The organism is Providencia burhodogranariea DSM 19968, from assembly GCF_000314855.2.
GTDB classification, from domain to species: Bacteria; Pseudomonadota; Gammaproteobacteria; order Enterobacterales; family Enterobacteriaceae; genus Providencia; species Providencia burhodogranariea.
Map to the genome: position 1 here is coordinate 152,037 of NZ_KB233222.1, position 14,500 is coordinate 166,536.

A 14,500-nucleotide genomic window follows, 5' to 3' on the forward strand; every position below is an offset into this window, starting at 1 on the left:
CCGCTCCCTTATTTAGACTTTTCTTCAGGTTTAGCCTGATTGTCTATGGATTGCGTTTCTAAATTTGCTTCCTTAGGAACGACAACAACACCCGGTTTGATTTTTTGTAGGCCAATCACAATGACGCGATCTCCTGCCTGCAAGCCATCACTTATTAGCCATTTATTGCCAATAGCTTGTGCTGTTGTCACTTTCCTGACTTCAACTTTATCCTCTGCACCAACAACCATGACTTGAGCGTCACCTTGTGGAGTACGAGATAATCCTTGTTGAGGGATCACAATCGCTTTTTCGACGACACCATCTTCTAAGATAGCGCGCACGAACATTCCGGGCATCAACTCTTTATTTGGGTTAGGGAATTGAGCTCTCATTGTGATTGAACCAGTTGTTTCATCCACAGTGACATCAGAAAACTCCAAAGTTCCTTTTTGGGCATACTCGTGACCATTATTGATCATCAAGCTAACAGGAGCTTTACCCGGTTCTTTTTGTAGTGATCCTTTTTCAATCTCATTACGCAGACGTAAAAAGTCATCACTCGATTGAGTGACATCTACATAGATAGGATCAAGTTGCTGAACACGCATTAACTCAGTAGCTTGACCAGTTGAAACCAATGCGCCTTCAGTAACATTTGATTTCCCTGTACGGCCACTAATTGGTGCAGTGACTTTAGTATAATTAAGATTAATACGTGCAGATTCAACAGCGGCTTCTGCGGCTTTAATGGCAGCTAAAGCTTGAGCATAAGTTGAAGTAGCCTGATCATAATCTTGTTGGCTAATATAATTAGTTCCTAACAATGGCTTATAGCGTTTAACGGTCAAGCCCGCTAAATTTGCATTAGCTTGAGCTTTAGCAAGCTCCGCTTTAGCGCTATCGTAACTAGCTTGGTAAGGCGCTGGGTCTATCTGGTATAAAGACGTTCCCGCCTCAACATCACTGCCTTCTTTATAGTTGCGTTTGAGTATAATGCCACTTACTTGTGGGCGAACTTCAGCAACAAGAAATGCAGATGTACGGCCAGGCAATTCGGTCTTGATAGTCAGAGGTTCGGCTTTAAGCGTAACAATGCCTACTTCAGGCGCCGGGCGTTCACCGCCACCTTTCTGTTCATCGTTACAACCTGATAAAGCTAAGCCACCTGAAAGAACCAACAGAGCCAGAGGTAACACCCCCCTGTTTTTTCGCATAAATTAACCTCAATTAATCAATATGATTACAAAAAATAAGAAAAATGGTGAACAATAAGATTTATCAACTATGTTATAGTACAAACATACACTAATGTATGTAAATCAGCTTTCGACTTAAACGAGTTACAATGGCACGAAAAACTAAACAACAGGCTGAAGAAACCCGTCAGGAAATTTTAGATGCTGCCATCAAAACATTTTCTGAGCGAGGAGTTTCGTCAACATCATTAGCCGATATCGCTAAGGCTGCGGGTGTGACCCGTGGCGCGATATACTGGCACTTCAAAAATAAAGTTGATCTGTTTCATCATGCTTGTGAATTTAGTGATAATCAAATACAACAGGCAGAAAGCTATTATCGTTCGAAATATAGTAATGATCCACTTGCAATTCTAAAAGAAATTTTAGTTTATATTTTGACTGATTTTATTGAAAGTTCTAAAAATCGTGCTTTGATGGATATTCTTTTTCATAAATGTGAATTGGTTGGTGAAATGGCATCACTTATCGATTTAAAAAAAGAAAATTATATGGCCAGTCATTGCCGTCTTGTTGAGCATTTACGCAATTGTATTGATATTGGGCAGCTACCTGCGAACCTTGATTTAGAAAGTGCAGCTATTTTAGTCCGTGCCATGACGGCGGGCTTAATCGAAAACTGGTTATTACAACCAGAGAGTTTTAATATACCCGAGCGTACAGAAACTTTGGTGACGGCAATTTTAGAAACCTTAAAATACAGCCCATCATTACGATTAAAAACATAACGAATTGAATAAGCAAGGAAATATAAATGTCATCTATCCTTATTATCGCTAATGGCGCACCTTATGGTAATGAAACATTATTTAATTCATTACGTTTAGCTATTACACTTAAAGAACAACATCCACAAACTGAGTTAAAATTATTTTTAATGTCAGATGCTGTCACTGCCGGCCTCAATGCTCAAAAGCCTAAAGAAGGCTATAATATCCAGCAGATGTTAGAGATTCTGACGGCGCAGCAAGTCCCCGTTAAACTATGTAAAACCTGCACCGATGCTCGCGGGATCAGCGAATTATCGCTAGCTGATGGTGTGGAAATCGGTACTTTAGTTGAGCTTGCAAATTGGACGCTGGAAGCCGATAAAGTTCTAACATTTTAATTCTGTACCGAGGTGCTGTTAACCTTGTTATCAGTGCCGATTGGTAAGTTTATTACATGTAAATAAGACCTATTATGGGTTAAGTTATGCAGAAAATTAAAAATGAGTGGTTGCGTCAATTTGGAATTATTTTAACACTTTTCACTTTACTTTTTTCTTGCTATGCCAGCGCAGCGGTAAACAATTCATTACCTAGTAAAAATGACATTCAAAACCAACTAAACTCATTAAGTAAAAAAAATAGTCAAAGCGCTGAAGATAAGCTCGCCATTAATGATATTGAAAAAGCATTGGTTTTTTATGATGAACAAGCCAAGCTTGATGATAAAACAGAAGAGTTACAAAAAAAATTAGATAGAGCGAATGATGATGCTAAACAAGCAGTTCATGCGTTATTACAGTTAAAAAATAATAATGAAGAAACCGTTCTTAATTTTACTAATCGAATAAAAAGCGCATCACAAGCTCAACTTGAAGCAATGCTGAGCAACACACTAGAACAATTACAATCAGAACAAAGTGACCTTGCCAGCTACAACAGTTATTTAATTAGCTTACAGACACAGCCTGAAAGGGCTCAAGCTATTATGCTAGATAATGCCCGTAGGCTACAAGAAATTCGTAATGAACTAAACAATGCTTTTTACGAAACAGTAAAGTTACGCGACTCACAAATCGAATTGCTACAAATAGAGCAAAACTATTTACAGCAACAAAATGAATATCAAAAGCGAGTATTACAGGGTAATACTCAATTGCAAGATGTTGTGCAAAAGCAACGAGATTACACATTCTTTTACATTGAACAGCTTGAAGCGCGTATTCAGCTCCTCCAATCATTTATCAGTGATAAACGCTTAAATGATTCTGAGGCAACGGCGCGAGAAGCTCAAACCTACACAGAAAATGATCCTCAATTAAAACAAAATCCACTGATTCAAAAAGAATTGGCTATTAATAATGCCTTGAGTCAGCGTTTAATTGAAACAACGCAAGACAGCAATCGAATGGTACAAAATAGCATTCGAGTTAAAGCACTACTAGAACGAGCGACACAGTCAGAGCGTAATCTGAAAGAACAAATCAATGTGCTACGAGGAAGTTTATTGCTGTCTCGTATTTTGTTTCAGCAACAAATAAATTTACCGCCAAATATCCTCACCAAGAATCTACCGAATTCCATAGCAGACTTACGCCTTGAACAATTTGACATCAACCAGCAGCGTGATTCGTTATACCAAGTTAATGATTATATAGCTGATATAGAGAAGCAATTAGCTGAAAAGTCAGGTGGAGAACCGGGGAGCAGCTATTTATTACCAGCCGAAGATAAAGCTGCATTAATGAAGTTATTAGAGGTGAGACGTGAGTTACTTGATGAACTTAATATTCAGTTAGGCAACCAGATCTCCCAAGCTATTAACTTACAGCTTGATCAAAACCAGTTATTAAATGTGATTAGTTCGCTTGAGCATACTTTAACTCAGCAAATATTCTGGGTGAATAGTAATAAACCGATTGACCTTACTTGGGTTAAAGCCTTTCCAGAAGCGGCAAAGCAGCAGGTAAAACAGTTTGATTTTAATCTTTCAAAAGGAAGTATAAAAAAAGGCACTACAAACTCTTTGCTGGTGGTTATTCCTCTTATTCTATTGGCAATAGTGTTTGTATGGATGTACCGAAAAATCACCTTAAAGCTACAGGAAATTGATCAGAGCCTATCTAACTTAAGGCAAGATAGTATATTGAATACCCCTTTTGCTTTGTTACTGACGTTACTACAGACGTTACCAATAGCTTTGGTGCTCGCCGCATTCGGTTATTGGTTTTTGAAAACAGGTAATCCTCAAGGTGAATTTGTCTGGGCATTATGTTTACAGCTAGCGATTTTTTGGCTGTTATTTGAGTTAACCTTGCGTTTATTGAAGCCAAAAGGTATTGCTGAACGGCATTTTGGAATCGATAAAAAAATAGCCGCGCAAACACGGCGCAGAGTTTTTCGTCTATCACTGCCTTTATTGCCGCTAATTTGCTTTTCAACTTATGGTGTGATTAATCCACTCAAAGTGTCTGAAGATGTGATTGGGCAACTAATTATTTTAATTTCATTATTGTTGCTGTTCATCTTTACTCTGCCATTTTGTAAATATATTTGGCAAGAGAAATCCAGCCATTTGACACGTTCAGTGGTAATAACATTACTCACTTTCTCCCCTCTGATATTAATTGGTTTGATGATGGCTGGATATTACTACACCACACTTCGCCTAGCGAATCGCTGGTTAGATAGCCTATATTTATTGTTACTTTGGAATATCACCTACAATGCGTGCTTGAGAGGGCTCACTTTGGTGGCACGCAAGCTTGCGTATCAACGTGCACTTGAGCGCCGTAAAGCGCAAAATCAAGAAGATAACGAAAATGAGCCGATAAAAGAACCACCAATGACAATTGAGCTAATCAGTCAGCAATCATTACGTTTAATGACCATGGTGCTGTTTATTATTTTTACATTGGGCTTCTATGCAATTTGGTCTGACTTCATTACTATTTTTTCATTTTTAGATAGTGTGGATCTTTGGCATTATACAGCGGCAACAGCTGAAGGAAGTAATACCGTACAGTCTGTCACTCTCGCTAATTTAATCCTTGCGATGGTGATTATTGTGGTGTCTTGGATCATGACGCGTAACTTACCCGGTTTATTAGAAGTTTTAGTATTGTCAAGGTTGCAACTACGACAAGGCTCTACTTACGCAATTACAACTATTTTGACTTATATAATTGTTGGGATAGGGGCGATAACATCATTAAGCATGATTGGTGTTACATGGAGCAAATTGCAATGGTTAGCGGCGGCATTGACGGTTGGTCTAGGGTTTGGTTTACAAGAGATTTTTGCAAACTTTGTCTCAGGGATCATCTTACTGTTCGAGAGACCAATCCGTATTGGTGATACTGTGACTATCGGTACTTATTCAGGAACGGTGAGTAAAATTCGAATTCGTGCTACCACGATTATTGATTCTGATCGTAAAGAAGTGATTATCCCTAATAAAGCTTTTGTGACAGATCGCCTTATTAACTGGTCACTTTCAGATACCGTAACAAGGATCACTGTGTCGATTGGTGTCGCGTATGGCTCTGATCTCGATAAAGTTAAGCAAGTGCTATTAAGTGCAGCAACTTCAAATAGTAAGGTAATGACAGATCCTAGTCCAAGTGTCTATTTTACAGGCTTCGGTGCGAGTACATTGGATCATGAATTACGCTTTTATGTTCGCCAAATTAGTGATCGTGGAAGTACCAGCGATGAAGTCAACCGAGCAATAGATAAATTATGTCGTGAAAATGATATTGATATTGCATTTAACCAGTTAGAGGTTCATCTGCATAATGATAAAGGTGATAAAATTCAAGTGGTTAAGCGTGATTTCAATGAAAGAAAAGATAATGATGATAGCTAATATCCATTAATTTTTTGGTGAGCAGATCGCTTCTGTGGCCTGCTTTGTCAGAAAATCACTTTTGACTATCTCAAGAGCTTTAAGAACAATGTCAGTTTCAACTTCTGAAGTTTCGAGTAGGTAAATTAAATCAACAGCAAGTTTGGTCTCTGTTGGGGCATCCTTAAGGGAACTCATTCTAACTCCTTGTCATTTATTCTAAAAATTGATTTTCCTGATGTTCAATCGCTTTTTCAATGCGCATTAATGCTTGGCGGCAACGATACAATCGACCAGCTAATGCAGCAATATCTTTTTGACATTGATGGCGTTTAGTGTGATCGGTTAGCGCATTTAATTGCAACTCGCGCTCACTGACCATACCTAATAAACGACGCTCGAAATCTTGATGCTCTGCTAGTCGTTGATACAAATCAACTCGGTCTTTCTTTTCGCGGAATGAGGTTTCCTTCTTACGTAATGATTGTGTGGATAGCTCCCGTGAAAGAGCTTGAATTTGATGTGCGATTTTTTCAGTTAGGAAGTTAACCTGCTCTTTGTGATTCAGCGACACACTATGACAAAGCTGCTCGTACAGCTTATTTAACTCTTTTTGGCAATCTCCCAGATGTGTTGATTTAGTACTAAAAAGTTTAGTATCAAAACGGGAGTGTGAGAATTCCTGATCGGCAATAGGTGCAATGCGGGTTTTCAATATGTCAATTTGTGCTTTTAGTGCGTCTAAAAGAGCCTGAATTTTCATTTTTTTCTCGATAGCAGTGAAAAATAATGGAATATTGATGTGTAACAATAAAACTTGCCGTAAATAGGCGGCTCCTTATTGCATTTTTATGCTACTTTACATAGATTCTTCCTTTTCGTTTTTACTATTTTACTATATTGGCACTTATTATGACTGCTAGAGAGCAACAACTGCAATTGATTAAAGAAAGTATCGCATGTATCTATGATTATCCTAAAGAAGGGATACTATTTCGCGATATTACGACCCTATTAAATAATCCCGCTGCCTATCAAGCCACCATTGACTTATTGGTTGAGCATTATAAGGACAAAGGGGTGACTAAGATTGTAGGAACTGAAGCCCGTGGCTTTCTGTTTGGTGCACCCGTAGCATTACGCTTAGGTGTTGGTTTTGTTCCTGTTCGTAAAAAAGGTAAGCTACCACGTGAAGTGTTAAGTATTACCTATGATTTGGAATATGGCAGCGATACACTAGAAATTCACAAAGACAGTATTCAGCCAGAAGACAAAGTATTGGTTGTCGATGATCTATTAGCAACGGGCGGAACGATTGAAGCCACAGTTAAAATGATCAAACAATTAGGCGCGGAAATTATCGATGCTGCCTTTATTATCAGCCTACCTGATTTAGGTGGTGTGGAACGCCTTGCGGCAGAAGGGATCCACTCATTTAGCTTAGTTGAATTCCCAGGCCATTAATCCTATTTTCCTCACTATTTTTATCACGGTCTCGCCGTAAGGGCTGAGGCTGTGGTAGCATGGTGCTATCACCATGTTTAGAAACTGCATAATTCATGAGCTATCAGGTACTTGCCCGTAAGTGGCGCCCCCAAAAATTTTCAGATGTTGTCGGTCAACAACATGTACTGACCGCACTGGCAAATGGTCTTGAGCACCAAAGGCTTCACCACGCCTATCTTTTTTCGGGGACTCGTGGTGTTGGCAAAACGACAATTGCACGTTTATTTGCTAAAGGCCTTAATTGCGAAACGGGAATTACGGCAACACCTTGCGGTAAATGTGCTAATTGCCTAGAAATAGAGCAAGGTCGTTTTGTTGACTTGATTGAAATCGATGCAGCATCAAGAACCAAAGTTGAAGATACCCGCGAACTATTGGACAACGTTCAATATGCACCGGCAAGAGGTCGCTTCAAAGTTTACCTCATTGATGAAGTCCACATGCTTTCACGTCACAGCTTCAATGCGTTATTAAAAACGCTCGAAGAACCTCCTGAACATGTGAAATTCTTATTGGCAACCACTGATCCGCAAAAATTACCTGTGACTATTTTATCACGGTGTTTGCAATTCCATTTAAAAGCATTGGATGTGACTCAAATCAGTGAACAGCTTGAGCATATCCTCAATGCTGAAAGCATTGAACATGATAGCCGTGCACGTCAGTTAATTGCACGAGCTGCTGATGGAAGTCTACGTGATGCACTTAGCTTAACTGACCAAGCAATTGCAATGGGTCAAGGTAAAGTTACTGCTGATATCGTCAGTCAAATGCTGGGTACATTGGATGACGAGCAACCTTTAGCGATAATAGAAGCATTGATTCGTGCTGATGGTATTGCGGTGATGTCTGAAGTTGAACATGCAGCTAGTCGAGGTGCTGATTGGGAAAATCTGCTGGTTGAAATATTGTCATTATTGCATCGAGTTGCAATGATCCAGTTATTACCAGCAGCGAAAGAAACCGATCCTTCATCAATAGATGGGCGTCTCAGACAAATTGCTAGAATTATTTCTCCTGCGGATTTACAGCTATTTTATCAAACGTTACTTGTAGGCCGCAAAGAGCTTGCTTATGCACCTGAACGCCGTATGGGTGTTGAAATGGCGTTGCTACGCGCATTAGCATTTCATCCCAAAAGTATTATTGAAGAGGTCTCCGTACCTAAGGTGATTTCTCCACTTGAGCGAATAGCACCAACTCGCTCACCTGCTGCCGCTCCTGCATCTGCAAGTACAGCTGTTTCAGAAAATAACCCTACCTTACAATTATTGAAGGCAAGGGAAGCGTTACAATCGCCTCAAAATGAGGGCCCTGACGCAAAAAAGAATAAACCGGCCATGCCTGAAAAGGCTAAGCCGGCAGTGTCAGCACTTGAAAGGCTGGCAGCTGTCACCAGCCAGCGTCAAAAAAATGCAGCAAATAGCCCTTCTGAAGCTAAAAAATCAGCTAAACCAAAACCGTATCAGTGGCGTCCTCAATTTGAAGATACTGAAATAAAAGAAACGAAAACAACGCCAGCAGGAATCAAAGAGGCACTTGAGTACGAGAAAACCCCTGAATTAGCAGCGAAAATTGTTGAAGAAGCTCGTGAGCGGGATGGGTGGTCAGCAGAAATAGCACAATTAAATATTCCTAAGCTGGTTGAACAATTGGCTTTGAATTCATATAAAGAAGAGATAAGCGAATCACAAATTGTTCTTCATTTGCGACTCGCACAACGTCACCTTGATAAACCTTCAGCGCATGAGGTCTTACAAAGTGCGTTGAGCCAACATTATGGTCGTTCTGTTGAACTGAAAGTCGTTCAAGATGATAATATGGCAGTGAGAACGCCACTTGAATGGCGACAGGCGATTTATGAAGAAAAACTGGCACAAGCTCGTCAGTCTATTATTGCGGATAAAACAATTCAAAAACTACGCTCGATGTTTGATGCGCAGTTGGATGAAGAGAGTATTCGCCCCGTTTAACGCTGCAGTCTCTGTGAGTAAGCTGTAGCCTCAGTTGTGAGAGATAACTATGTTTGGTAAAGGTGGTTTGGGTAACCTGATGAAGCAGGCCCAACAAATGCAAGACAAAATGCAGAAGGTTCAGGAAGAAATCGCCAATCTAGAAGCAACGGGCGAGTCAGGTGCTGGTTTAGTAAAAGTTACCATCAATGGCTCACATAACTGCCGTCGTGTTGAGATTGACCCAAGTCTTCTTGAAGATGATAAAGATATGCTGGAAGATTTGATTGCTGCTGCATTCAATGATGCTGCACGTCGTATCGAAGAAACGCAAAAAGAAAAAATGGCGGGTGTTTCTAATGGAATGCAATTGCCCCCAGGCTTTAAGATGCCATTCTAATGCAAACAAGTCCGCTTCTTGAGACATTAATGGAAACGCTGCGCTGTCTTCCCGGTGTGGGACCAAAGTCAGCGCAGCGCATGGCTTTTCAGCTGCTTCAGCGTGACCGTAGTGGTGGGATGCGCCTAGCACAGGCGCTCACGCGAGCGATGTCCGAAATCGGGCATTGCCGTGATTGCCGCACCTTTACCGAACAAGATGCGTGCAATATCTGTGAAAATCCGCGTCGTATACAAAACGGTTTAATCTGCGTGGTCGAAAGTCCGGCAGATATTTATGCGATTGAGCAGACGGGGCAGTTTTCAGGGCGCTATTTTGTACTGATGGGGCATTTATCGCCACTTGATGGGATCGGCCCAATGGATATTGGCCTCGATAGGCTTGAGGAGCGACTTTCTTCTGAAACGATTGTTGAGGTGATACTCGCCACCAATCCGACAGTAGAAGGAGAAGCGACAGCAAACTATATTGGGCAGATGTGTGCGCAATATGGTGTGATGGCGAGTCGTATTGCCCATGGAGTACCTGTTGGCGGTGAACTAGAGATGGTTGATGGGACGACGTTGTCCCATTCGCTCGCTGGTCGCCAACGCCTTTAAAATCTCCGTCATACTTCAAGCTACAGCTTTGTTGCCTACGCGAAGCTACCCGAGTCACATACTTGTGTATGCTACCCGGGATATCTTTGCTTGCCGCCTAGCTGTAGCTCGAATTATTTAGGAGATTGCTCCTGTAATTTTATCGTAAAACAACAAAATTCAATTCTCTACTTCAAATTTAAAACGATTAAGATCAAACCTCAAACCTCAATCATTGCCTTTACTTTGTTGATAGTACTTGTTAATTATCATTAATCGCTAACGTGCTGCTTTTTCTCTCTATTTTAAGGATTTTTACTTTGAATAGTTGAATTCCCATTTTTTGCCCCCATTAGATCTCCATCGATAAGTCAAAACTATCCCATTAGATTGATGATATAGAGGCCATTAATGAGTATGAAAGGACAAGAAACTCGCGGGTTCCAATCAGAAGTTAAACAACTACTGCAGTTGATGATCCACTCTCTTTATTCGAACAAAGAAATCTTTTTGCGTGAACTTATTTCAAACGCATCCGATGCGGCAGATAAACTACGTTTTCGTGCGCTCTCTAAACCTGAGCTGTATGAAAATGATGGTGAACTGCGTGTTCGCATCAGCGCAAATAAAGAGAACGGGACACTCACTATTAGCGATAACGGTATTGGTATGAGCCGTGCTGAAGTTATTGATAACTTAGGAACTATCGCTAAGTCAGGTACTAAAGCCTTTTTAGAAACATTAGGCAGCGACCAAGCTAAAGATAGCCAAATGATCGGTCAGTTTGGTGTTGGTTTTTATTCTGCGTTTATTGTGGCTGATAAAGTCACTGTGCGTAGCCGAGCTGCTGGTACACCAGCAGACCAAGGTGTATTTTGGGAATCAGCTGGCGAAGGTGAATACACTATCGCTGATATTGAGAAGGCTGAACGTGGTACAGAAATTACCTTGCACCTACGTGCTGATGAAAGCGAATTTTTAGATAACTGGCGTTTACGTTCAGTCATTAGTAAATATTCAGATCATATTGCATTGCCTGTTGAGATCGAAGATAAAAATGAAGAAGATGGCACAGTAACTTGGGAGAAAATTAACCAAGCTAAAGCACTGTGGACACGTAATAAATCTGATATTTCTGATGAAGAATATATCGAATTCTATAAACATATTTCTCACGATTATGCCGATCCACTCACATGGACACATAACCGTGTTGAAGGTAAGCAAGAGTACACTAGCCTGCTATATATTCCTTCACAGGCGCCATTTGACCTATGGAATCGTGATCAACGCCATGGCTTAAAACTTTATGTTCAGCGTGTCTTTATTATGGATGATGCTGAGCAGTTTATGCCAAACTACCTACGTTTTGTGCGTGGTGTATTGGATTCCAATGATTTACCACTTAACGTGTCGCGTGAAATTTTACAAGATAGCGCCTTAACGCGTAGCTTGCGCAGTGCTTTAACAAAGCGTGTTCTACAAACGTTAGAAAAACTGGCTAAAAACGACGCTGAAAAATACCAATCTTTCTGGCAGCAGTTTGGTCTGGTGATCAAAGAAGGCCCTGCTGAAGATAGTGGCAATGGTGAAGCTATTGCTAAGCTATTACGTTTTGCTACAACACATAATGACAGCAACGTACAAAATGTATCACTAGAAGAGTATGTTAGCCGTATGGTTGATGGTCAGGATAAAATTTATTTTATCACTGCTGATAGTTACGCTGCGGCGAAAAGTAGCCCTCACTTAGAGCTATTCCGTAAAAAAGGTATTGAGGTTCTATTATTATCTGATCGTATCGACGAATGGATGATGAATTATTTATCCGAGTTTGATGGTAAACAATTCCAATCAGTGAGCAAGGCTGATGAGTCTCTGGATAAATTAGCGGATGAAAACAAAGCTGAGCAAGAAGAAACTGATAAGCAGTTAGAGCCATTTGTTGAGCGTGTGAAAACATTATTGGGCGATCGCGTGAAAGAGGTTAAGCTGACTCACCGTTTAACGGATACACCAGCCATTGTGACAACGAATGCTGATGAAATGAGTACTCAAATGGCAAAATTATTTGCTGCTGCGGGCCAAGCTGCACCAGAAGTGAAATATAACTTTGAGCTGAATCCTTCTCATCCATTGGTTAAGAAAGCATCAGATGTTAGTGATGAAGCGCTTTTTGCGGATTGGGTTGATGTGTTATTAGATCAGGCTCTATTGGCAGAACGTGGCACATTAGAAGATCCGAACTTATTCATCCGTAAAATCAATGAATTATTATTAAAATAATTCGGTGATTGATTTTCGTTTTGGAACAAAAACCGCGTTTTAGCTCGTGCTTTAGCGTGGTTTTTTTCTTTTACGAAAGAAGTTAAATGCGAAAACGTTTACGTGTCTTCTTGAGTAGAGCGCTATGCTAATGGTATGGTAGCTTGTTTTCTTTCAAATTATAAAAAACTAAATAGCAAGGGGTTTACGCAATGCGTATTATTCTACTTGGTGCTCCTGGCGCCGGTAAGGGCACTCAAGCTCAATTTATTATGGAGAAATTTGGGATCCCACAAATTTCAACTGGCGACATGCTACGTGCAGCCGTCAAAGCGGGTAGTGAGTTAGGCATACAAGCTAAAGAACTAATGGATAATGGTAAATTAGTTACTGATGAATTAGTGATTGCATTAGTTAAAGAGCGCATCAAACAAGATGACTGCCGCAATGGCTTCTTGTTGGATGGGTTCCCACGCACAATTCCTCAAGCAGATGCAATGAAGGAAGCTGGAATTAATGTTGATTTCGTTTTAGAGTTCGATGTGCCGGATGAAATCATTGTTGAGCGCATTATTGGTCGCCGTGTTCATGCGCCATCAGGTCGTGTTTATCATGTGGCATTCAACCCACCGAAGGTTGAAAACAAAGATGATGTTACTGGTGATGAGTTGACTCTTCGTAAAGATGACCAAGAAGATACTGTTCGTAAACGTTTAGTTGAATACCATGACCTTACTGCACCTTTGGTTGCTTATTACCGAAAAGAAGCGGATGCTGGTAATACTAAATACTTCAAACTTGATGGTACTCGTAAAGTTGTTGAAGTTAGTGAAGAATTGGCAAAAATTCTTGGCTAAAACCTGAAAACCCAGATTAGTTAAGGCAGCGAAAATCGCTGCTTTTTTTTGTCATGGTTTATACTTTTGTCATATTAGAAGACCAAAAGATATTATTTTGTGATATAACATCAGTGGTCATTATCACTATGGAGAAATCATTGTGTCAGAAAATAAATATGGTATTTTATTGGTTAACTTAGGGACACCTGATTCTCCGACAACCCCCGCCGTAAAACGTTATCTAGCTGAATTTCTCAGTGATATTCGGGTTATTGATCTTTCGCGCATTATTTGGAAACCTATTCTACATGGCGTTATCCTGCCATTTCGGTCGCCAAAAGTTGCTAAATTGTATCAATCAATTTGGACTGAGGACGGCTCTCCACTATTAGCCAATACGTTACGTCAAAAACATAAACTTTCCGAATGTTTTCCTGGCATACCTATGGAAGTAGGGATGAGTTATGGCTCTCCATCATTAAAGAGTGCGATAGATAATTTAATCAATCAGGGGGTTACTCAACTAATTGTTCTTCCTCTGTATCCTCAGTATTCAGGAACAACAACAGCAGCTGTTTATGATGGTATTTCAGCGGTTTTTCGTAAGATGCCGACAATACCTTCTTTGTCTTTTATTCGTAGCTATGCTACACATCCTGCTTATATCAAAGGGTTAGTAAATTCAATTGAAAAAAGCTTTGCTGAGCATGGTGAACCAGACCGCTTAATCCTTTCATTTCACGGTATTCCTAAGCGTTATATCGATAAAGGCGACATTTACTCACAAGAATGCGAGAAAACGTTTAGTTTACTCAAAGAAGCATTGAATTTCCCGAGTGACCGCGTATTAATGACTTATCAGTCTCGTTTTGGTCGTGAACCTTGGTTAACACCTTATACTGATGAAACAATGAATCAGCTCCCATCGCAAGGTGTAAAATCTGTGCAAGTGATTTGCCCAGGGTTTTCAGCAGATTGCTTGGAAACGTTAGAAGAGATTAGTGAGCAAAATCAAGAGTTCTTCAAAAGCAATGGTGGCGAGTCTTATCATTATATTCCAGCGTTAAATGATAATGACGATAGCATTGAGTTATTTAAATTACTTATAAATGATGTAATAGGTAAACTTTAAGGTTTAAATTGCTGCCTAATCTGGCGTTAATCTATA

Annotated in this window: 13 protein-coding genes; 10 read left to right on the forward strand and 3 right to left on the reverse strand. The window is 40.1% G+C overall.

The window, feature by feature from the left end; genetic code table 11:
* Positions 1-8: 8 nt before the first annotated feature.
* A complete protein-coding gene (locus tag OOA_RS00640; RefSeq protein ID WP_008910182.1) occupies positions 9-1,196 on the reverse strand; it encodes an efflux RND transporter periplasmic adaptor subunit in 1,188 nt (395 codons plus the stop codon).
* A gap of 131 nt (positions 1,197-1,327) precedes the next feature.
* On the opposite strand from OOA_RS00640, the gene acrR reads away from it, so the two are divergent.
* The 3 genes from acrR to mscK all read left to right on the forward strand — a co-directional run bounded on the left by acrR (position 1,328) and on the right by mscK (position 5,813).
* Positions 1,328-1,966, forward strand: a complete 639-nt coding sequence (acrR, locus tag OOA_RS00645; RefSeq protein ID WP_008910183.1) for a multidrug efflux transporter transcriptional repressor AcrR — start codon at positions 1,328-1,330, stop codon at positions 1,964-1,966.
* 26 nt (positions 1,967-1,992) lie between these two features.
* Complete coding sequence (locus OOA_RS00650) at positions 1,993-2,346, forward strand: DsrE/DsrF/TusD sulfur relay family protein (protein WP_008910184.1); 354 nt, start codon at positions 1,993-1,995, stop codon at positions 2,344-2,346.
* Between the two features lie 86 nt (positions 2,347-2,432).
* Positions 2,433-5,813, forward strand: a complete 3,381-nt coding sequence (mscK, locus tag OOA_RS00655) for a mechanosensitive channel MscK (protein WP_008910185.1) — start codon at positions 2,433-2,435, stop codon at positions 5,811-5,813.
* Between the two features lie 6 nt (positions 5,814-5,819).
* Here mscK and OOA_RS19870 read toward each other — a convergent pair whose 3' ends face one another.
* Together OOA_RS19870 and priC are read right to left on the reverse strand one after the other, a co-directional pair.
* Entirely contained in the window at positions 5,820-5,990 is a 171-nt protein-coding gene (locus tag OOA_RS19870; RefSeq protein WP_008910186.1) for a DUF2496 domain-containing protein, read from the reverse strand.
* Positions 5,991-6,006: 16 nt separating this feature from the next.
* Positions 6,007-6,555, reverse strand: a complete 549-nt coding sequence (gene priC, locus OOA_RS00665) for a primosomal replication protein PriC (protein WP_040690979.1) — start codon at positions 6,553-6,555, stop codon at positions 6,007-6,009.
* Between the two features lie 149 nt (positions 6,556-6,704).
* Here priC and apt point away from each other — a divergent pair, with 149 nt between their 5' ends.
* The 7 genes from apt to hemH all read left to right on the forward strand — a co-directional run bounded on the left by apt (position 6,705) and on the right by hemH (position 14,464).
* Positions 6,705-7,256 carry an adenine phosphoribosyltransferase gene (gene apt / locus OOA_RS00670; protein WP_008910188.1) on the forward strand — a complete coding sequence of 184 codons (552 nt, stop codon included), beginning with the start codon at positions 6,705-6,707 and terminating at the stop codon, positions 7,254-7,256.
* A 95-nt stretch (positions 7,257-7,351) separates the two neighbouring features.
* A complete protein-coding gene (gene dnaX / locus OOA_RS00675; protein WP_008910189.1) occupies positions 7,352-9,271 on the forward strand; it encodes a DNA polymerase III subunit gamma/tau in 1,920 nt (639 codons plus the stop codon).
* A gap of 49 nt (positions 9,272-9,320) precedes the next feature.
* The gene (locus tag OOA_RS00680; RefSeq protein WP_008910190.1) at positions 9,321-9,650 is read left to right on the forward strand and encodes a YbaB/EbfC family nucleoid-associated protein; all 330 of its coding nucleotides are present in this window, start codon (positions 9,321-9,323) and stop codon (positions 9,648-9,650) included.
* The gene (recR, locus tag OOA_RS00685; protein ID WP_008910191.1) at positions 9,650-10,249 is read left to right on the forward strand and encodes a recombination mediator RecR; all 600 of its coding nucleotides are present in this window, start codon (positions 9,650-9,652) and stop codon (positions 10,247-10,249) included. Before OOA_RS00680 ends, recR begins: the two co-directional genes overlap by 1 nt.
* 390 nt (positions 10,250-10,639) lie before the next feature.
* Positions 10,640-12,514, forward strand: a complete 1,875-nt coding sequence (gene htpG / locus OOA_RS00690) for a molecular chaperone HtpG (protein ID WP_040690686.1) — start codon at positions 10,640-10,642, stop codon at positions 12,512-12,514.
* Positions 12,515-12,705: 191 nt separating this feature from the next.
* Positions 12,706-13,350: an adenylate kinase gene (gene adk / locus OOA_RS00695; RefSeq protein WP_008910193.1), complete on the forward strand. Its 645-nt coding sequence runs from the start codon at positions 12,706-12,708 to the stop codon at positions 13,348-13,350.
* A 142-nt stretch (positions 13,351-13,492) separates the two neighbouring features.
* On the forward strand, positions 13,493-14,464 hold the full coding sequence (gene hemH, locus OOA_RS00700) for a ferrochelatase (RefSeq protein ID WP_008910194.1): 972 nt from the start codon (positions 13,493-13,495) through the stop codon (positions 14,462-14,464).
* Positions 14,465-14,500 lie beyond the last annotated feature (36 nt).